Raw genomic sequence first — 21245 nt, 5'->3', positions numbered from 1 at the left:
AAAGTTGAAACATAAGAAAAGCTCTATAAAAATTAGTGGCGAGATAGAAGTTTATTGAAAGACCCCTGTTTTGAGAAATGGGCGTAGCCCCTGTTTTGAGTAGGGCTCACTTTAAAAAAGGAAGATAAATTGAGAATTAAAAAACTCGAGCTTGTTGGCTTTAAATCATTTAAGGATAAAACAGTTATTCAATTTGATTCTGGAATTACAGGTATTGTAGGGCCAAATGGTTGCGGAAAATCAAACATTGTAGATGCTTTGGTTTGGGTCATGGGTGAAATGTCCGCAAAAGATTTACGTGGATCGACGATGACAGATGTGATTTTTGCTGGGGCGGAGGGCTTTGCTCCGCTGGGTATGTGTGAAGTGTCCCTCACTTTGGAAAATGATGGAGGTCCTTTCCCTGCAAAATATTTAAAACACAGTGAGATCATGGTGACTCGAAGACTTCATCGAAATGGCGAAGGTGAGTACTTTGTAAATAAAGAGCCAGCTCGATTGAAAGATGTGCAAGAAATTTTTATGGATACCGGAGCCGGTTCTAAAGGTTTTTCCATTATCCAACAAGGAATGATTGGAAAAATCATCACAGCAAAACCTGAAGATCGTCGTCATTTAATCGAAGAAGCCGCTGGAATCACCAAATTCAAGGCTCGTAAAAAAGAATCGCAAAGAAAATTGCAACAGACAGATCAGAATCTCATTCGCTTGCAAGATATCGTTGGCGAACTCAAACGACAAATAGATAGTCTACAACGTCAGGCTCAAAGAGCTGAAAGGTATCGAAACTTAAAAAACCAAATTGAGGATTTAGACTTGTGGTTGTCATCGAGACAATACCTTGATTTTAAATCGGTAGCGGATGAGGCAGAGAAAATTTTTAAGGAAACTCAGGATTTAGAAGTGGCTGGGGAATCCAAATTAGCCCAATTGCAAGTAGATTTTGAAACTCTTAAATTGCAAGCATTAGAAAAAGAAAAAACCGTTGATACCCTTCAGAACACCTATTTCGAAAGTCAGGCTTTGGTATCTAAAAAAGAAATGGAAATTCAAGAACTTAAATTTGAGATAGAACAAGCCCGTCGAAATGAACAAATGACAGGTAATTTAGTTCAAGAACAGCAGGCTCGATGGGCTCTCTTAAAAAGAGATCAAGAACAGTTACAAGCGCAGGAAGAGGAAATGAAACTTTTCCTTGAAGATTTGCAACAAAAATTTTCAGAGAAAAATTTAAATTTTCTTCGAGATCAAAAACGGATTCAAGAAGTGGATGACCTCTTAACAGAAAAAAGGCGAGAGTTGTTTGCTGTGGGACAATCAGTGAACTCTTTGGAAGTTAAGGCAAATGGAATTGAAGCTCAGATTCAGGACGCTCAGGAAAAAGAAATCAATGAACAGATGGTTGTTGATGAGCTACGTGAGAAAAAAATTGAATTTGACTCTCGAAAAAGTCGGATTTTTTCTGATCTCGAAAAAAATAAAGAGTTAGCTGCTAATTTAATTAGAGACGTGGAGTCTTTCCACGAAAATAAAAAAAACATACAAGATCAATATGCTCAGAAGAAAGAAGAAGTCGAAGAATTTAAAGATCGTCTTGGGCAGGTAACCTCCAAATTGTATGGATTAGAAAATTTGCAATCCAGTTTTGAAGGTTATGAGTCTGGTGTTAAATCAGTGATGCTTTGGCAGAAATCCAAAGAAGTCCACGTTGACGGATCTGTAAGTTTTCAACCTGTTTCTGACGTGGTGGAAGTAGATTCCATCTATGAGGTAGCCATGGAGGCGGCCCTGGGGAACCGGTTGCAAATGCTGCTTTCAGAACAGTCAGACAAACCCTTAGAAGCTGTTAATTATTTGAAGGATTCAAGATCCGGTAGATCTAGTTTTTTAGCAGCTGATGGGATTACTGAGAATTTTAAAGAGGAAACCCCCTCAGCAGAAAAAGGGGTACAAGCTTTGTTAAGGGATGTGGTTAAAACTAAAGATCCCTATCAAGCCACCATAGGATATTTTGTCGATGGGATCGCTGTTGTGGATTCCCTTCGGACAGCTTTAGCCCTACGACCTCGTTATCCGGGATGGAGTTTTGTCACTCTTGATGGAGATACTCTGACCGAAGATGGAGTTATTTCAGGAGGTTCTTTAGACGGCGCAGATTCGGGAATTTTACATCGAAAGAACCAAATTAAGGAGCTTTCCTTTCAGAAAAATGAATGGGCTGGGAAATTGACTTTAGCTCAGGCTTCCATGAAAAAAATGGAAGAGAAACTGCAAGAAATCATGGTCGCTTTCGAGGGGGCGCAAAAAAGAAAAGTAGATCAAGATCTGAAAGTCCGGGAGTTGCAAAAAGATTTAGAACGCGCAGAGCAAGAGCTATCTAATGCTGAGTATGCCGTCGATCGACAAGCTAGAGAGGTCAAGAAAACTCAAGAACAAGCGGTGTCTTTGGCAGATAAATTAGCTCAGATACAAGGGTCCTTAAGCGATGTCAAAAATAAAAAACAAGAATTAGAAGAGTTAACTCATCAACTTGATTTAGAATTTGATCAGACCAATAAAGGATTCCCCGAGTTGCAAAAGGAAGTTACGGAATTGCAAGTGGAGCTTGCTTCGAAAAATCAACAGTATGTGGGGATCACCAAACAATACGAAATGGTCACTAAGTCATCGACAGACCTCAGCTTGCAATTGTCTAGAATGACGGAAGAGACGGAAATGTACTCGGAGCAAATGACCGAGAATCAATTGCTCTTGGAAGACCGAAAACTTGAATTTGAAAAGTGGTTAAACCAGTTAGAAGAACTAAAATCAAAACTTTCAATGGAAAAGAATTCCTTTGAAGAAATGTCCCTGGGGCTAAATGAGCTAGCTGATGAATTAGCATCGACTCAGAGGGCGAAAAATGAGCGAATGTCACAAATGAATGAAGCCCAATTAAAATGGGATCAGGCTCGAATGAAAGAACAGTATCTTGTCGATCAGGTTCGTGAGAAATACCTATTGGTTCTTCCTGAGATTGTCGAGAAGTACGTCGAAAGAGGAGGAGACGCTTACCTTGCTGAAGTTGAATTAAAAGAGTTAAAAGAAAAAATAGGCAAGATAGGTGAAGTCAATCTTTCGGCCATCGAAGAGTATGAAGAGACTTCAAAACGTTACGAGTTTTTAACAAAACAACATGACGATTTAGTTGAAGCTAAAGAACAATTAAGACGTGTGATTGATAGAATTAATCGTATCTGTTCGAAACGATTCAAAGAAACATTTGATTTAGTAAACGATCGATTTACCCGTGTGTTTCCTGTTCTTTTTGGGGGGGGAGAGGCGAAGTTAGAACTTCATGAAGATCCTGAAAAGGGCGAGATGGGGATCGAGATCATTGCTAAACCTCCGGGAAAGAAAATGCAAAACGTCACCTTGATGTCAGGTGGAGAAAAAGCCCTTACGGCTGTAGCTTTAGTCTTCTCAATTTTTCTTGTAAAACCATCACCCTATTGCTTACTTGATGAGGTGGATGCTCCTTTAGATGATGCCAACGTTTTTCGGTTTAATGATCTTGTTAGGGAAATGGCAAAAAGATCACAAATTATCGTGGTGACTCATAACAAGCATACGATGGAAGTGGCTAAAAAGCTTTATGGAGTTACGATGCAAGAAAGAGGCGTTTCCACAATGGTTTCTGTGAGCCTTCAGGATATTAAATAATATGGGAGAGCTTCAACAAAATGCGATAATTTGGCTTGTTGTTTTCATCTGCCTGATGGCCCTACTTGTCTTTCTTCCTTTTGTGTTCAAAGCTTTAAAAAAGCCAAAAAAAGGGATTGAGGCTAGTGCTGATTCGGAAATCAAACCTATTGAGAATGAGAATGTAGGTTCGGCTCTTGTAAAAACCAAAGATCATATTTTTGGTAGAATCAAAAATTTATTTCGTCTTTCTGAATCGCCGGCATTAGAAGAGATTGAAGAAATTTTATATACCTCTGATATGGGAACGCAAACGGTTTCGACTCTGATGGCTAAGCTTGATGAAGACCTATCGAAAAATCAAAAAAGAGAATTGTCAGCAATTAAAGACTCTTTACGAAAAGAGATTTTAAGGATTTTTAATCAGGTTCCTGAAAATCTGGAAACCCTTGATGGAGCCGCTCAGTTAGATTTGATTTCTCGAATTAAATGGAGTCAGCAAGGTCCTACGGTCGTGATGATTGTTGGGGTCAACGGGGCTGGAAAAACAACAACCATAGGCAAATTGTCTGCTTATTTTGCATCACAAAATAAAAAGATTTTGGTAGCCGCCGGTGATACTTTTAGGGCCGCGGCTCAAAATCAATTAAAAGTTTGGACAGAAAGAGCCCAGGTCGAGATTTTTTCTCCCGAGGGGATTTCCGATCCAAGCGCTGTGGCTTTTGATGCCGTAGCAAAGGCTAAAGCACAAAATTATGATTTAGTGATCATTGATACGGCAGGAAGATTACACACTCAAACAAACTTAATGGAAGAGCTTAAAAAGGTGAAGAGAGTCATCCAAAAAAATATTCCGGAAGCTCCTCATGAAGTGATTATCGTATTAGATGCCAACTCAGGGCAAAATGCTTTGCTTCAGGCTAAAGAATTTAACAATGTCTTGGGCTTGACAGGAGTTATTTTAACTAAAATGGATGGCACCGCAAAAGGGGGAGTCGCTATTGGCATTACCAATGAGTTAAAGGTGCCGATAAAACTAATTGGAATTGGCGAAAAAATTTCAGATTTAAGACCCTTCTCGACAAAAGAATATATTGATTCTATTTTTAATTAGAGTGTGTTTAAAAAGTCTTAAATCTTCGTTCTCGTCGGTCGGGCTCCCTGCGACTTGGCTGGGCCAAGCCTCAGTCGCCTCCCTTCTGCGGCCTCGATTTAAGACTTTTTAAATACACTCGTAGCAAAAGTTTAAAATGTCTTAAGGCTCTTGCAAAAATCTCTCTTGCTAAAATCTGGTTGGAAATAATTTAAGTGGACATTTCAAATGCTAAACTTCATGATTGTTTTGCATGTCATTTATTAGCAGCTTCTTTAGTCATAGGTTAAGGGCTCCGGGTTTTTTTAGTTTTCTTCTCATTTATGGCATGATCAGTGCGAGCAGTCTGGCAGATCCATCGACGCCTCAAAGGGAAAGAAAAAAAAAGCTCCCTTCCGTTTCCTATGAGAATCTTATAGGTTGTTTTTCCGAATTTAAAAATCCAAATTTAGAGGTGGATGTCAATTTAGAGGATCTAAAAAAAACGATTGATTATAAATATAGCACAATGAAGTCCACCCTGGGCTCTAGAAAAGTGATCTTTGAAGATTTAAAATCTGCTGGAGAAGCAGGTGATTCTAAAAAAAGATTAACTATCAGGTTATCAGATTTAAAAAAAGACCCTCCCATTTATAAAATGACCCTTGAGGTTCTAGGTGGGGACCTTGTCGCCGAGAATATCAACTTGCCAAAGGTCCATGAAGTAAATCCGTCTAAGGACGTGATAAAATCATACTTAATCAATGCAAAAATTGAAGAAGATGAGACCCTTTGGTTTGACACAAAGCCAAATAAAATGGAAATGTCTTATAAAATAATCAATGAAAAGCTCGTTGAATTGGACTTCTACTCTTTGAACAAACGAAAAAAATTAAAGTGTGATTTTAGAAAAAATAGAGGGGTCTTGTGTTTATGTTTAAAAAAATAGAGAAGTTGTTGATTATAACCATTTAAAATATATAATAAATTTAAGTTTTCAATAGAAGAATATATTTAGGATTATATTAATGATTTCATCTCAAACAGATCTAACCAAGAAAAGAGATTCGACCTCAAAGGATGGTCATACCTATGACTTTCTGATTGCCGGTTTACCTTATAAGCTCAAAACAAATCTCGATGATGCGACAGTGCAGGAACTCGTTGGGTTTATAAATTTAAAAATGGAACAATCTCTTCAAATGACAAAGAATGGATCTTATCAAAGTGCGGCGATTCTGACAGCATTAAACCTCGCGGAAGAGTTAATCATACTAAAAAGAAAAGCCCATAGAGAATTGGAAAAAGTCGAAGAAAAAATCCTAAAATTATCTAATGAAATTGAAAACTCAAAAAAAAATTAGTTCTAGGAGTTTTCATGAAATCCAAAGAACTCTCTAAAATCGAGTGGAGAGTTTATTTTAATAATCAAATTGCCTTGTTTCTGAAAGAGGAGCGGCAAGCAGAGATTCGTGCAAAGTGGAGATCTGTTTTGTCTGATTTCTTTAAAAACAGAAAAGGTATTTGGGGTTTTTTCTATCCCCTGCTCAGCGAACCACCTATTCGTGATTTTTTAGAGCAGAATCAGAATCAAAATTTAGCCTTTGCTTTTCCCAAAGTGGAAAACCAAGATCTATTTTTTTACCAGGCAGAAAATTTCGTGAGCCATCCTTTGGGAATGAAGGAGCCCAAAGACGGTACTTTGGTTGATCCAATTCAGATGTCTGGTGTTTTTGTGCCTGGACTTGGATTTAATTATCAGGGGCAACGGTTGGGAAAAGGTAAAGGATTTTATGACCGGTTTTTAGTGAATTTTAATGGGTTAAAAATTGGAACTTGTTTTGAAGTTCAATACACGAATAAAGAATTTCCAGTGGATCCTTGGGATATTAGCATGGACTTTGTATTGACTGAAAATGGACTTAAAAAAATGGAGAGGAATTAAAAATGGAAATAGTCATTTCTGTTATCATAGGTTTACTTTTGGGTGGGGTAGTTGTCTTTTTTATTAAAAAGTACAAAGATGATATCCAAAAAAAATCAGCAAAAATGGAAGCTGATAAAATTGTCAATAAAGCTAAAAATGAAGCCAACAAAATTAAAAAAGATTCTGAGGCTAAGGCTAAAGATTTTGAGGCCAGAGCAAGAAAGAATTTTGAGTTAGATATTCAGAAACAAAAAAACCAATTAAAAAGTAAAGAACAGCAATTGGAAAAAAAATTACGGGAAGTGGATGATCAAAACAAGCACAGGCAAGATGAAAATGAAAAATTTATTCTGTCACTCAAAGACCGTGATGAAAAGATTTCGATTTCTGAGCAGCGGATCAAAGAACTTGATAAGAAAGCAGAGCAAGAACTTTCACAACTAAAAATCAGGTTGCAAAACATGGCTCAAATGACCCAAGAAGAGGCGAAAAGACAATTGATAAGTTCTTTGGAAGAGGAAGCCAAATTAGAATCAGCCAAAAAAATTGCCGAAATTGAAATAGAAACTCATAAAGAATCAAGTCAACGAGCTAAGAAAGTTATCGCTACAGCCTTGGCAAGATTTGCGGCCGAGTACACCTCTGAAAGAACCGTCAGTGTTCTTGCTCTTCAAAGTGATGAAATGAAGGGAAAAATAATTGGGAGAGAGGGCAGAAATATAAGAACTTTAGAAGCCCTTTGTGGGGTTGATTTAATTGTCGATGACACGCCTGAGGCCGTTGTTATTTCTGGCTTTGATCCCATACGCCGGGAAATTGCCAGAAAAACTATTGAAAAGTTAATGGAAGACGGAAGAGTTCATCCCGCAAGAATAGAAGAAGTCGTTGAAAAGCAAAAGTCTGAAATTATGAAATCCTTGCGTGAAACAGGGGACCAGGTCATTCTAGATTTAGGGCTGTCACATATTCATCCAGAACTCACTAAGCTGATTGGTTCAATGAAATTTAGGATGTCTCAGGCGCAAAATGTTTTAAACCACTCTTTGGAAGTGGCTCATATTTCAGGGCTTTTGGCAGCTGAATTGGGAGTGAATCCCAAAATAGCTAAACGCGCCGGTTTACTCCATGATATAGGCAAAGCCATTGATCATGTGGTGGAAGGAAGTCATTCTTTTGTAGGCGCAGAGTGGGCTAAAAAATATGGAGAATCAGAAGAAGTCTGTCATGCCATCAGGGCCCATCATGATGAAGAAAAACCGAGTACGACCTTGGCCTGGATCGTCCATGCGGCGAATATTTTATCACACTCACGTCCTGGAGCTCGGCGCCCTCAGATGGATAATTACATACAACGGCTTCATGATTTGGAATCCATTGGAAATAGTTTTGATGGAGTTGTAAAAACTTTCGCGATTCAAGCAGGAAAAGAAATCAGAGTCGTTGTGGAAAGTTCAAAGGTGACGGACGAATTTGCGGTTCTCTTGTCTAGAGATATTGCTAGAAAAGTGGAAAGAGAACTCCCTCAATTAGGTTCTACCAAAGTCACCGTGGTAAGAGAAACAAGATCCATAGATATGGCGAGATAAAAAATGATAGTCAGTGCAGAAGAACAATTAGAAAGAATTAGTTTTGGTTGTGTGGATTTGATTTCCAAAACTGAATTACTAAAGAAACTTAAAAAAAGCATCGAAACAAAGAAGCCTCTACTGATAAAGTTTGGTGCTGATCCCACTCGGCCAGATATTCATTTGGGGCACACGGTAGTTATTAATAAATTAAAAACTTTTCAAGATTTGGGACATCATATTCATTTTTTAATTGGGGATTTTACCTCTCTTATTGGGGATCCCTCGGGAAGAAACCAAACAAGACCTGTTTTAACCAGAGAAGAGATTCAGGAAAATGCAAAGACCTATGCTAAACAAGTTTTTAAAATTTTAGATCCAGATAAAACTGAAATTGTATATAACTCAAAATGGCTTGAGCCTATGTCTGCTATTGATCTCATCAAACTTTCTGCTAAATACACAGTGGCGAGAATTCTTGAACGTGATGACTTTTCAAATCGTTTAAGGGCCCAAACGCCCATAGCGGTCCATGAGCTTCTCTACCCCTTGACTCAGGGATATGATTCGGTAGCTTTAAAGACGGATGTGGAGCTAGGCGGAACCGATCAAAAATTCAATTTGCTTGTAGGAAGAGACTTGCAATCTCAATATGGCCAGGAACCACAGTGTGTGTTAACCATGCCTATTTTAGAAGGTTTAGATGGCGTAAATAAAATGTCTAAATCTTTAGATAATTATATTTCTGTAATAGATTCCCCTAAAGAGATGTTTGGAAAAACCATGCGAGTTTCTGACACTCTCATGTTCAGGTATTATGAATTATTGACCGATATGAATTCCAGTGAAATTCAAAAATTAAAAGAAGAAATTCAAAATGGAAAACGACACCCCAGAGAAGTAAAGGTGCAATTAGCAAAGTATTTTGTGGCCCGGTTTCATTCCCAGTCGGAGGCACAGAATGCGGAAGTTGAATTTGATAGAATTTTTGTTCAAAAAGGACTTCCAGATGAAATCCCAGAAATCAAAAGTAAAGAATTGCTTCAACAACCACTAAATCATTTGTTGACGACTTGGGGTATGGCGCAAACAAATTCTGAAGCCGCCAGATTGATCGAGGGGGGAGCTGTCAGTATTGATAATGAAAAGGTGACTCATCCCAAATTTAAGATGGATTTACTTTCAGGTAGATCCTTTGTTATTAAAGCAGGAAAAAAGAAATTTATTAAGATTATTGTTGAATAAAGAAATAGGTGACTAAATGAAAATCAAATTTGTCCCACAAAATATCACCATTGAAGGAAACTCTGATAAATCTTTGTTGGAATTAGCTTTGGAAAATCACATTGAAATAAAATCGATTTGTAAAGGGGTTCCAAGTTGTGGTGAGTGCCGTATAAAAATTGTAGATGGTGAAAATAATGTAAATCCTCCAGGACGAGACGAACTGAGTGTTCTAGGCACAAATTATTTTCTGGATGGTCGTCGCCTCTCCTGTCAAATGAGATGTTTTGGTGATCTCACGGTGGATATGAAAGAACAATTAGATAGGGATGAACATCAAAATAAAAAAATACGTGGTTTTAAAACAAGTAAATCCTACGAATCAAAAGCCGTTTTAGACACCATGATTTTAAAAGAAAAACCAGAAGAACCCAAAAAAAATCACCGCTAGGCCCCCGAGCTCGCGTTCCAAGAAGTCTATTTTTTAATAAAATCTTGAGCTTCTTTCCCAAGGTTTTTAAGAGTGGCTCGCACTTGATCGTAGTGGGTGTCATCCACAGAAATAACACCATTCATATTGTAGAGTTTCATAAAAGTGCTTTTGCCGTCTTCCGTATTTAAATAGTCGAGAAGGGCTTCTTTTATTTTATTCTTAATTTCAGGGTCTAAATCTCTTCGGAAAACAATGGGGTCATTGGGAATGGGGTCTGTGAGTTTTAAAATCTCAATTTTTTCAAAAACATCTGGAAACTGAGTCAAAACAAGTTTACGAGCATCTTGGGGTTTTCCATCCTTTGTCGGTGTGTAAAAAGTGGCACCGGCATCTACTTGTTTTTGATAGACCATGGTCACAACGGTATCGTGTTTTCCAGCAAAAACAAATTCCTTGGGTTTAATATTTTTTTTCTTCATAAGATCAATAGGCATTAAAAACCCAGAGGCAGAGGCAGGGTCAACGAAGGCAAACTTCTTTCCATCCAGGTCCTCAAACTTTTTGATGTGTCCCTTGCGGGTGATGATTTGGCCTTGATAAAATTTCTCACCAAATTGAATTCCCATTAGTTTGGCTTCAACACCATATTTATCATGGGCCAGAATGTAACCAAACGTGTTCATGATGGCGACGTCCGCCTTCTTTGATCCAAAAGCTTCGACAACGGCAATATAACTGGAGGGAACTTTGATATCATAAAAAAGTTTTGTTTTAGCCTGGAGGTATTGGGTTACTTTTTTCCCATTATCTTCTAGAACTTGCGAATCTTGTCCAGGAATTAAAAAAAGTTTAATAGGATTTTTTTCGGTTCCCACCTGAATATTTGAAGTGCATCCAAACAGTAAAAGAAGAATTAAAAAAAAACAAAATCGAGTGAGCATTCATTTAAAGATTTAATGGAGTTCATCCTTGAAAGCAAAGGAATTTCCGTTTTTGTAAAACTTTGTGAAACAAAGAAGTTGTTGAATTAAAAATATTAAGTCATAATATGACTTACCCTTTCGAGGAGTAAGTTATGCGTAAAAAAAATCTGGTGATCTCTAAATTATTTTACTTATTATTAATACAGTTGAATCTCATTTTGAGTGCCTGTTCAACTCAACCTATTGTTCCGAGTGCCGATAAAATTACTATCAGTCGAGAGAACCCACCCCAAGAGTGTAAAAACCTAGGTCGGGTCCAGGGCCGAACGATAAGTGCTTCACCTAACCTGGAAGCGGCCATTGAAGATATGAAAAAAGAGGTCGCCTTTAAGGGAGCCAATTATGTTGTTATGGAAACAGCATCTGGGTATGAGACAGCCGTATCAGGAACGGCATATTATTGTCCCTGAATTCGACGTTCATCTTAAAAAATGATAATAATGATGGCATTTTATTTTTTAGCTATGTTAAAATGAAACCATGACAAATACATTTTTTTTAAACAAATATTTCTTATTTTTTTATAGTCTTATTTTGATACAACCCGTGCTTGCTGATGATTTATATGGAATTTTCATGGTGGTGAAGGGCACTGTCGAGGTTGAGTCAGTTAAAACTGGTAAATCCGTTGGAAAAGTGGGTTTGAAAGTTTATCCAGGAGATAAAATTACCACGCTGAAAGATTCTCGGGCAAAAATTTCCATGTCGGACAGAAATGTCATTAATGTATCGCCAGATTCCGTATTAACTATTGCAAAATACGAGAATGATCCGAAGTCAAATGTTCGGAATGTAGAACTTGAACTGGCTCAAGGTAAAGTGAGAAATAACGTTGAGCAAAAATATGATGGTGATAAAAGCAAATTTATAATTAAAACACCAACGGCTGTCGCTGGGGTTCGGGGGACTCAGTTTCTCACCTCTTTTGATGTAAAAACAAGAGTCACGGAAGTGGTGACCTTTAAAGGCGTTGTCCAGATGGCTCCGGTTTTGGCAAACGGACAAGTTTCCAATAGTGTCGTGATGATTAAAAAAGGTGAGATGTCTTCGGTGAAGCAAGGTCAAGATAATCCAGAGCCACCTAAGGTGATGCCTAAAGAAGAAATGAACAAGGCAGATAAAGAAAGCCAAGCTAAGGCCAATCAAAGTTCAGAAACTAAAGTGGCCGACGCTAATGAAAAACCAGCTGAAAAACCAGCTGAAAAACAAAATGAAAAAAAAGATAAAGATAAAAAAGTAGATGCAGATAAATCAAGGGAACCAGCAAGTGATGGAAACGGTAAAGTCGTTAAAGAAAGACCCGCTGAGAGCATGATTGATAAAAAAGATATGGACTTTGGTGCCGCCAAAGAAATAAAACCCCCTTTGGGTACCGATGTTCCTGTGATGCAGCCACAAATGCCAAGATTACCGCCCTTGGTACAGCCGTCTCAACAAAATCCCGTGATTGATGAGATCGTTCGGAGTAAGCTAAATAAAACGAGGGTAATAGTTAAACCCGTATTACCTAATTAGTAACCATAGAAAAAATATGATGAAAATACTTTTACTCTCTTTGCTGACCGTGTCCCAAGTTTTTGCCTTGGGACAACAAGTGACCCTGCTTCAAAATCAACCCATCTACATAGAATATTTTAATTCTAATAATGCAGGCAAGTCGATTTATTTAACGGTACTAGAAATTCAAAGCAAGAAAAAAGCCTCTGTGGAGCTGACTCCCTCCAGCGAAGATAAACGAATGTTGAATGGGTATTTTAGAATTCAAATGGACATGCAAAAACTAGCAAGTCAAAATTTAGAATTTTTAACAAAATCAGGTAGCAAATTATTTGCCCATGTGATTCCAAATACGAATTCTCAAGAAAAGGCGCTCTCTGTTGTTTTGTTTAATAAAGAGTCAGAGTGGCAAGAGTACACGGTTCAATTTTTAAATAAAGCCAGGGAAGAACTTCAAAAACAGCAAGACAAAATTCAATTGGAAGATAAAAAAAACAGCAAGGTAGCAACAAACGCTAGCAAGGAGACCAAGGCTATTTTCAAAGAGAAAAAAGAGACTCTTGTAAGATTAAATGACCGAATACAAGAGCAGACAAGGTTGAGTTTTGAAGTGCAAGAGGCTTTGAAAAGAGAAGAACTGTTAAAAAAACAAGAGTTAAAAACTAAGGAAGAAAAAGAGAAAAATAAAAAACTGGCATCTGAAAAATCAAATCAAGCCTATGTGGCCTATCAAAATCAAAATTTTAAAGAAGCTGTTCGCTTGTATGAAGAAGCCTCTTCTTTGGATCCAGAAAATGATTTGTTTTATTATCAGTATGCAGTAAGTCTGTATAAAATTAATAATTACAATAAATCCCTGTCTATTTTATCCATGGCTGAAGGTGGTGACCAAAATATTTATGAACATCGGTATTATGTCGCCTTGAACCATCTGAAGCTAAATGAGGTGGATAAGGCTTTGGCGTATTTTAAAGACCTCAAAGAGGATAACGATAAGGATCTGAGCCCTATATCGGCCTTTTATGCTGGCAACATAGAGATGAAACAAAATAAATTTAAGGAAGCTCGTGAGGACTTCCAATATGTTTTAGACAAATCTTCCGATCCCGGTATTGATAAAGAAGCCGAATTAAAAATTGAAGAAATTGATAGATTGGAAAATTTTCTTGAGAGTCAGAAAGAAATTTTTAAATACTCATTATTTTTTGGGCCTCAATATGATGGCAATGTCTTAAATATTTCCACACAAAACTTAGCAACAAATTCTGAAGCTATCCGTTTTCAATATGGTGGTAGTTTTACCTATAATGCCTATAGAACGATGAAGTCTCTCTATTCTTTGCAATTGGATATCAGCGACATGTACAGTCTTGATAAAAATTTAAAATCAGATAGCACGATTCAGTCAGCAGATCCACTGCAAATGGGATTAAAACTCCCTATGTCACATCAATGGGTTTTATTTGGAAAAGATTTCTCTTCCAATTTTATTCCTTATTATAGTCTTTTAAGTATGAGCAATGATGGCGGCAGTCGCAAACAGATTATGTCGTCGCCAGGAGCTTCCTTTGATTTAAATTGGAGTTCATCTAAAAAGTGGATACATATTGCGAAGCTTGATTATGTTTCTGACAATTCAACTTTAGAAGTTACTAGTGACGATGACAAACAGTCAGCTACGAGATCTACTGTCGGTTATAGTTTGATTCGATTACTCGATGATAAAGGTATCAAATCCATCGTTGGTGACTTCAATTACATTACCAATTCATCTATTGGGAAGAATAATAATTTTAATAAATCCATTTTAGGTTTGAGTTATAATTTCCCATGGACCAAGATTTACAAAGGTTCTTCAAGACTTGAGTACACGGATTTAAAATATCCTGATAATTCAAATCTACGAAAAGATTCAATTATCGTAGCGACGCTGATTGCTTCAAAGGATTTATCTAAAAATAAAAATATTTCAATGAACTTTGCCTACACGGTGAATAGTTCCAACGTCGACTCCTATAAGTATAATAAATACTTGTTGGGTTTTTTATACACCTACTCCGGAAATTATTTAAGAAAGTAATTCGTTACGCCTGTCGGCGGGTGTGAATGGCCTGCTACTTGAATAAATATTGAATCAGTAGAGCTATCTCTTCTTCTCATCGTGATAAATTGTTTTCCATAGATAGCCGTGGGCCAATATTTGTCATGTGTTTGAAAGGTTGGCGATGATGATCAAAGAAATGATATTAATTTCTATTTTCATGATAATGAATACCTTCGTTATTATGGGCATTCTATTGCAAACAGAAAAAGACCTGCGCGAGAAACAACAAAACCCAGAAAGAATTTTATTACAATCTGGTGAAAATGAACGAAGAGATGTGACGCGACCAATGAAAGAAAAATCAGGAAACACGAAACCATTTACGATATCTTTTTAAATTTAGTGGCAATTTGAGGCTATTTTACAATGTATTCTTTCCATTTTGTGAGCTGATTGGTAGTCAGGGAAGTGTAGCAGATAGTCCCTTCCGTAGCGGCTTCTTTGCGAAAAATTTTCGTATCTCTGTCCAAATCGTATATCTTATGTTCCGTGTTTCTCGGGAAGAAAAGTTGAACCGTTTTTTGAATTTCAGCTAAAGAGTCTGCCATCATTTGCTTTAAGGACTCAATTCCATGGCCATTCAGGGCGCTTACAAAAACTTTTGGATGATGTTTTATTTTGAATTGTTTGTCGGGACTAGCAATGTCAAATTTATTAAAGACATGAATAATTTTTTTATGTTGCCAAGAAAATTCTTCGATAAGCTTTTCGACAATTTCAATTTGCCTTTCCATATTTGGAGAAGATAGGTCTATCACATGCAAAAGGACATCGGCCTCGCCTGACTCCTCAAGAGTGGCTTTAAAAGCTTCGATCAATTGTAAGGGTAATTTACGGATAAAACCAACGGTGTCTGTGACGACGGAGGGTGGTCCATCAGGTAAAAATATTTTTCGAGTTGTAGGGTCTAGAGTCGCAAAGACTTGATTTTTGGAGAGTACCTGGGAGCCAGTAAGACGATTGAGAATAGAACTTTTTCCAGAATTGGTATAACCAATCAAGGCAAAGCTAGGAATTTCATGACGGCGACGGGATAATCGATGCTGAGCTCGGTTTTTTCTGACGCTCTCAAGTTTTTTCTTAATCACGGCAGCTCGTTCGCGAATGCGGCGACGGTCATTTTCAAGCGCCGTTTCTCCAGGTCCACGCGTTCCAATGCCTCCTCCTTGTCGAGAAAGAGATCCCATCCACGCATCCACCATCCGTGGCATCTGATCTAGCAATTTAGCAAGCTCCACCTGAAGCTTCCCTTCAAAAGTTTGAGCCCGTTGAGAAAAAATATCTAAAATGATCTGATTGCGATCGAGAACCTTAACCCCTATAGCTTGTTCAAGGTTTCGAGCTTGCACCCCGGAAATTAAGTGGTCGATAATGACAAGCTCGGCACCCGAGTCCTGAACCATTTCTTTAATTTCTTGAACCTTGCCACTACCAATGAGAGTGGCAGGATTCCATTGAACTAAAGTTTGAGTCAGGGCACCAACAATGATCCCACCTGCGGCTAAGACAAGTTCTTCGAGTTCGAGGAGATTTTCTTTAATTTCAATTAAAGGTTCTGATTTAAGTCCCACACCTACAACGATAGCTTTTTCGTTGTTTAGTAACCTTGTTTTTTGAAACTGACTATCTATGTGACACTCCTTGAATAGGTATAAAAATGGTGAAACTTCTTTTATCAGGATACGGCCATAGAAGTAATAAATAAATAAAAATATTATTATTTCTCATATAAATAAAGACTATGGAACCGAGGCCTAAAACGCGTCTATAATCTTTTTTAACACTTTTATTTGGGGTCCTTCATAGGTATCAAATTTTTGATGGGTATAGCCCCACCAATCCCAGCATCCATAGGGGTTTTTTTCAGATGGATAGATCGAAGGAAAGATGATGATTGTTTTGTGTCTTTCAGCAGCTTCAAGGTAACCTGCGTTTTCTAGAAATTCAGTATCTATATTACTGGGGCTTTGTTTGCAGCCATGTATGGCAACATGAGCGGGACAAGATTCCTGGTTGCAGGCCTCAGGAACATAAATATGAATCTGAGGGTAGAAGGTAGCTTCACGGAGTTCTTTTTCAGAAAGAAGAGAAGTCAGATTGTAAACGTGTAAATTTTTTTCTATCAGTTCCTTAGGAATTTTGATGAATTCTTTGGTGGATGGCTGTTTGTTGGTAGGGGGTAAAATTTTTGGCGATGGATAAAGAAATTGAAAAAGTTCTCCGACAGTGTCATAGCCACAGTTATTGATCCATGGTTTTTCAATTTTATCACAAGGCCATCCTGTAGATAAGGTCGGCACCCCATGGGCTAGCTGATCGATAATTTTGGTTTGGACTTTGGCATTTAAATTTTGATAGAGCTCTCTATTTTTTTCTTGAGCGCTCAGCATGATACGCGAGTCTTTTCGGCCATGAACAATAAAGACTTTCTGATTTTCAATATTCTTTAAGGGATCTATTTTTTTTGCTAGGGACTGAGATTGAATGTAATTATAGATCAAATGGGTATCGATCTTATCTGGGGAAGCCATGCAAATTTTTAGAGACCTTTCAATATTTCCTTCAGAACAGCCATAGAGAGTTCCTGAAAAAATACCCACTCCATTGATTTTTTCAGAGTGGATCAAGCTAAGCTGTGTGGTCATCATCGCTCCTGATGAAACGCCTGATACACTCCATTCTCTGGCTTTTAATGGTTTCTGAACTAAAGCTGAAAACTTGTAGGCCTTATTTTCCAAAAGAGGCGTTGAGGTTTGAGGGGGCGTTGGAGTTGAGTGGCTGCAGGAAAGAAGAAAGTTCAGTGACCCTATTAAAAACACAGTAATAACTTTAATTTTCATCATGACTCCTTAGAGGAAAAAAGCTAAGGTGCGATCGTAGCAAAATTATAAGTAATATCAAACTAGATTTTTATTTATAAAAATAAAATTTAGTGCGCATTTGAAAAGGTGATACCATGATTCCTCAGGAAAAATTAGCAAAACAAAATTTTTGGCACCAAATAAGACCAGCGCTCAATTCGGTTGTCATTGTCGCTGGGCTTGGATATTTTGTGGATTTATTTCATATCACTCTATTTGGCGTCGTGAGGATATCTAGTTTTTCTGATCTGGGAATTTCAGATCCAGATCAGCTAATGAGTGCGGGAGTTCTTTCCTATAATGCTCAAATGGTGGGAATGATGATTGGAGGTTTATTTTGGGGCGTCCTTGGGGACAAGTTGGGAAGGTACTTTATTCTGACAGTCCCGATTGTTATTTACTCCTTGGGAAGTATTGCTAATATTTTTGTCTGGGATTCCAATTCCTATGCTGTCTGTCGTTTCATAACTGGAATGGGATTAGCTGGAGAACTAGGTGCTGCCATCACCCTTGTCTCAGAGACTTTGCCTAAAGAAGTCCGTGGAGTGGGGACCACCATAGTGGCAACCTTAGGTTTGCTCGGATCTGTATTTGCGGGACTATTTGGACAAATGCTTTACTGGAAAACGGCCTATCTTGTGGCTGGAATTATGGGTTTTCTTTTATTGATATTGAGAATGAAGGTACTTGATCGTTCTGTGGTTGATAAAAATAAATCCACCAATTCCAACAGAGGGAATTTTTTTCTTTTATGGAATAAAGAAAGAGGTCTAAGGTATATTAAATGCATTCTCATCGGAATTCCTATTTATTATATCACGGGGGTCATGTTTACTTTTGCTCCCGAGTTGACCCAGAGCTTGAATATTCAAGGCTCTGTCAGCGCGGGAAATGCGATTCTATGGGGAACCATCGGTCTCACAACGGGTGATTTTATTTCGGGGATGCTCAGTCAGCTGTTAAAATCAAGAAACAAGGCCGTGATGATTTGTATTTTTACAGCCATTCTTGGATGTCTCATTTATTTAAATTTATCAGGTGTCACACCTTTTTGGATTTATTTATCCTGCTTTGTTATTGGAAGTGCCGCAGGATACTGGGCTGTTCTGGTAACTTTAGCTGCTGAACAATTTGGAACCAATATCCGAGCCACTGTCGCCACTACGGTACCTAACTTTGTTCGCGGGGCTGCGGCCTTGGTTGTTTTTCTATTTGCTGATTTGAAGAAAGACATGGGGGTTGTGCCTTCAGCTTTGCTCATTGGAGGCATTGTATTTTTCCTCGCCTTATTGAGTCTCTTTACCTTAGAAGAAACCTTTGGAAAAGATCTTAATTTTAATGAAGAGCTGTCGAGTTCAAATTGAGGTAGTTTTATTTTTATTAAAAGTAGACATAAACCCATTTATTGGACATTTTAGCACACTTTATAGCCTTGATTAAAGTCAAAAAGTCTGTATAATAGACTTATATGTTTTTTAGAAGAAATCTTTCAGATCTATCAAAGTGGCGACATCAGAGGAAACGAAAACCTTTGGTTTTTCGTGGGGCTCGTCAGGTGGGTAAGTCCACTCTTGTAAAAGAGTTTGCTAAGTTAGAAAAATTAAATTTAATTGAAATAAACCTTGAAACAACTTCTTTGCCTAGTTTGAAAACGGAAGAAATTAAAGTGAGTGCGATCATTAAAGATATTCAATTATTGATAAATCGCAAAGTGTCTCAAGATACAGATTTAATATTTTTTGATGAAATACAAAGATCTCCCCAAGCCTTTATGGCTTTGCGCTATTTTTATGAAGAATATCCTCAATTGGCAATTGTTGCAGCTGGATCTTTACTTGATTTTTTACTTGAAAGCCCTGGGATCTCGGTGCCGGTCGGTCGTATTGAGTACTACTATCTCGGGCCTGTGAGTTTTTCAGAGTATTTACTTGCAAAAAACAAAAATCAAATTCTTGAAGAGTTTAATAATTCCCCAGATAAAATTTCAGAAATGGGGCACAAATTACTTATTCAAGAATGGAGAAGTTTTTTAATAACCGGCGGAATGCCTGAATGTGTTCAAGCTGAAATTGATCAAGCAGATGTATTTGATATACGAAAAATTCAAAAAAACATTCTTAATACTTATCGGTCCGATTTTTTTAAATATACAAAAGGTGCACAACCCATTCGCTGTGAAGCTGTTTTTAATTATTTGCCAGGGCATATTGGTCAAAAGGTAAAATACTCAGAAATTGATTCTGAAGAAAAATCAAAAAATCTGAAAGAAGCCATTCACCTTTTGCACCAAGCTCGGATTCTATTGCCAACCATACATACGAATGCGACGTCGATACCGTTAAAAGCGGTTTCTGATGATCATGTTTTTAAACTTTATCATCTCGACTGTGGTCTCGTTTCGGCTGAGCTACTGATTATGAATGATTTCTCTAAGGAATCGCCGATGAGAGGCTCGTTGAATGAACAATTTGTTGCTCAGCATTTAGCCTATTTAAATCCGACTGAAGATCCGCAACTTTTTTATTGGTTAAAAGATAAGTCCTCGCAAAAAGCAGAAATTGATTTCATTCACACTTTGCGAACCAAAAAATTGCCTGAAATCATTCCTATCGAAGTTAAAAGTAATCGTAAAGCTAAAGCTCGCTCTATATCAGAACTTACAAAAATCAACCCAGCAATCAAAAGATGGATTAAACTTTCACCCGATCCCTATCGTAAAATTACAAATGATCGTGTCATGTACGAAGTCCCAATTTATCTTGTTGAAAGACTAGATGCCATTTTAAGTAATTGAAATGAAGTATTCTCTAAAAATTTACCCAATTAAGGCCTTTGAAGATAATTATATTTGGGTTCTCCATCAAGGGAGACAAGTCGTTGTTGTTGATCCTGGAGAGGCAGTGCCAGTGTTGGAATTTCTTAAGAAAGAGAACCTGGAACTTTCAGCGGTTCTTGTGACCCATCACCACGGTGACCATACTGGAGGTATTCACGACTTAGTTCACGCCTTTCCAGACAGGAAAATAAAGGTTTATGGACCCGCAAATGAAAACATTCCTTACCTTTCAGAGCCTCTCTTGGGGGATGAAAAAATACGAGTTGAAGGGATAGAGATGGATTTTGAAATTTTGTCCATTCCGGGTCATACAAGAGGTCATCTTGCCTATTATGGAAAGCATATAGGTTCAACGGGTTCCCTTTTCTGTGGCGACACTCTTTTTGGTGCCGGGTGTGGTCGACTATTTGAAGGAACCCCTTATCAAATGCAAAGTTCACTTGCAAAAATAGCTAGCCTTCCTCCTCAGACTCTGTGCTATTGTGCTCACGAATACACCCTGTCTAACCTTCATTTTGCGATTGTCATTGAGCCTCAAAATCTAGAGATACAAAATAGAATAAAACAAACACAGGAGTCCCGTAAGCATGGCGAGGCCACGGTCCCATTTGCCCTCGAAGGAGAACTGTTAACAAATCCATTTCTTCGATGGGATTCACCAGAAGTTAGACTAGCCGCAAGCGAAAGGCTTGGCCATAAAGCCATTGATCCTGTTGAAATATTTGCGGCCATTCGTCAATGGAAGGATATTTTTAAATGAAAGTTAAACCAAGTCATATTTTAGTTAAGCATGAATATGAAGCAAAGGACATCCATAGGCTGCTCGAAAATAAAAAAAAAATTGAAGATTTAGCTCGAAAATTTTCCTTGTGTCGAAGTGGTCATAATGGTGGTTTTCTGGGGGAGATCAATGCCCAGAATTTAGATTCTGATTTTCTGGATGCTTTTAATTCCTTAAGTCCAGGACAAATATCCAAACCCGTCCGGACCTCCTATGGTTGGCATATTATTAAAAAAGGGGACAATGTTTAAATCTGAAATGCGCTATGTGATGTACTGTTA

The 21245-nt window shown here is 37.8% G+C and carries 19 protein-coding genes; 16 read left to right on the top strand and 3 right to left on the bottom strand.

All coding sequences use genetic code 11. The annotated features are described in order from the left end of the window. Positions 1-129 precede the first annotated feature (129 nt). The 8 genes from smc (at position 130) to J0M15_09680 (ending at position 9920) form a co-directional block, all read left to right on the top strand. Complete coding sequence (smc, locus tag J0M15_09715; GenBank protein ID MBN8537319.1) at positions 130-3702, top strand: chromosome segregation protein SMC; 3573 nt, start codon at positions 130-132, stop codon at positions 3700-3702. 1 nt (position 3703) lies between these two features. Next, entirely contained in the window at positions 3704-4795 is a 1092-nt protein-coding gene (gene ftsY, locus J0M15_09710; GenBank protein ID MBN8537318.1) for a signal recognition particle-docking protein FtsY, read from the top strand. Between the two features lie 232 nt (positions 4796-5027). Beyond that, entirely contained in the window at positions 5028-5702 is a 675-nt protein-coding gene (locus J0M15_09705) for a hypothetical protein (GenBank protein ID MBN8537317.1), read from the top strand. Positions 5703-5781: 79 nt separating this feature from the next. Further along, a complete protein-coding gene (locus tag J0M15_09700) occupies positions 5782-6117 on the top strand; it encodes a cell division protein ZapA (GenBank protein ID MBN8537316.1) in 336 nt (111 codons plus the stop codon). A 14-nt stretch (positions 6118-6131) separates the two neighbouring features. After that, positions 6132-6698: a 5-formyltetrahydrofolate cyclo-ligase gene (locus tag J0M15_09695; GenBank protein ID MBN8537315.1), complete on the top strand. Its 567-nt coding sequence runs from the start codon at positions 6132-6134 to the stop codon at positions 6696-6698. A 2-nt stretch (positions 6699-6700) separates the two neighbouring features. After that, positions 6701-8266, top strand: a complete 1566-nt coding sequence (gene rny, locus J0M15_09690) for a ribonuclease Y (GenBank protein MBN8537314.1) — start codon at positions 6701-6703, stop codon at positions 8264-8266. A gap of 6 nt (positions 8267-8272) precedes the next feature. Beyond that, a complete protein-coding gene (locus J0M15_09685; protein ID MBN8537313.1) occupies positions 8273-9490 on the top strand; it encodes a tyrosine--tRNA ligase in 1218 nt (405 codons plus the stop codon). Between the two features lie 16 nt (positions 9491-9506). Beyond that, complete coding sequence (locus J0M15_09680) at positions 9507-9920, top strand: (2Fe-2S)-binding protein (protein MBN8537312.1); 414 nt, start codon at positions 9507-9509, stop codon at positions 9918-9920. A gap of 26 nt (positions 9921-9946) precedes the next feature. Here the strand turns inward: J0M15_09680 and J0M15_09675 are convergent, their stop codons facing one another. After that, positions 9947-10843 carry a phosphate/phosphite/phosphonate ABC transporter substrate-binding protein gene (locus tag J0M15_09675; protein ID MBN8537311.1) on the bottom strand — a complete coding sequence of 299 codons (897 nt, stop codon included), beginning with the start codon at positions 10841-10843 and terminating at the stop codon, positions 9947-9949. Positions 10844-10977: 134 nt separating this feature from the next. On the opposite strand from J0M15_09675, the gene J0M15_09670 reads away from it, so the two are divergent. The 4 genes from J0M15_09670 to J0M15_09655 all read left to right on the top strand — a co-directional run bounded on the left by J0M15_09670 (position 10978) and on the right by J0M15_09655 (position 14823). After that, positions 10978-11295, top strand: a complete 318-nt coding sequence (locus J0M15_09670) for a DUF4156 domain-containing protein (GenBank protein MBN8537310.1) — start codon at positions 10978-10980, stop codon at positions 11293-11295. Between the two features lie 70 nt (positions 11296-11365). Next, positions 11366-12400 carry a FecR domain-containing protein gene (locus J0M15_09665; protein ID MBN8537309.1) on the top strand — a complete coding sequence of 345 codons (1035 nt, stop codon included), beginning with the start codon at positions 11366-11368 and terminating at the stop codon, positions 12398-12400. A gap of 19 nt (positions 12401-12419) precedes the next feature. Next, the gene (locus tag J0M15_09660) at positions 12420-14462 is read left to right on the top strand and encodes a tetratricopeptide repeat protein (GenBank protein ID MBN8537308.1); all 2043 of its coding nucleotides are present in this window, start codon (positions 12420-12422) and stop codon (positions 14460-14462) included. Positions 14463-14607: 145 nt separating this feature from the next. Next, entirely contained in the window at positions 14608-14823 is a 216-nt protein-coding gene (locus J0M15_09655; GenBank protein MBN8537307.1) for a hypothetical protein, read from the top strand. A gap of 19 nt (positions 14824-14842) precedes the next feature. Here J0M15_09655 and hflX read toward each other — a convergent pair whose 3' ends face one another. Continuing rightward, positions 14843-16117, bottom strand: a complete 1275-nt coding sequence (gene hflX / locus J0M15_09650) for a GTPase HflX (GenBank protein MBN8537306.1) — start codon at positions 16115-16117, stop codon at positions 14843-14845. A gap of 123 nt (positions 16118-16240) precedes the next feature. Then, positions 16241-17326, bottom strand: a complete 1086-nt coding sequence (locus J0M15_09645; GenBank protein MBN8537305.1) for a hypothetical protein — start codon at positions 17324-17326, stop codon at positions 16241-16243. Between the two features lie 116 nt (positions 17327-17442). On the opposite strand from J0M15_09645, the gene J0M15_09640 reads away from it, so the two are divergent. The 4 genes from J0M15_09640 (at position 17443) to J0M15_09625 (ending at position 21215) form a co-directional block, all read left to right on the top strand. Further along, positions 17443-18711 (top strand): MFS transporter, encoded by a 1269-nt coding sequence (locus tag J0M15_09640; protein ID MBN8537304.1) that lies wholly within the window; start codon positions 17443-17445, stop codon positions 18709-18711. 104 nt (positions 18712-18815) lie between these two features. Beyond that, positions 18816-20141 carry an ATP-binding protein gene (locus J0M15_09635; protein ID MBN8537303.1) on the top strand — a complete coding sequence of 442 codons (1326 nt, stop codon included), beginning with the start codon at positions 18816-18818 and terminating at the stop codon, positions 20139-20141. A 1-nt stretch (position 20142) separates the two neighbouring features. Beyond that, positions 20143-20943 (top strand): hydroxyacylglutathione hydrolase, encoded by an 801-nt coding sequence (gene gloB, locus J0M15_09630; protein ID MBN8537302.1) that lies wholly within the window; start codon positions 20143-20145, stop codon positions 20941-20943. Beyond that, positions 20940-21215 carry a peptidyl-prolyl cis-trans isomerase gene (locus J0M15_09625; GenBank protein ID MBN8537301.1) on the top strand — a complete coding sequence of 92 codons (276 nt, stop codon included), beginning with the start codon at positions 20940-20942 and terminating at the stop codon, positions 21213-21215. The genes gloB and J0M15_09625 overlap by 4 nt, the downstream gene beginning before the upstream one ends. Positions 21216-21245: the final 30 nt, after the last annotated feature.

It is taken from the genome of Deltaproteobacteria bacterium (assembly GCA_017302835.1).
GTDB lineage: Bacteria > Bdellovibrionota > Bdellovibrionia > Bdellovibrionales > Bdellovibrionaceae > UBA2316.
Note: the sequence above shows the minus strand (reverse complement) of the source record. Positions and strands in the feature narration are given on the sequence as shown.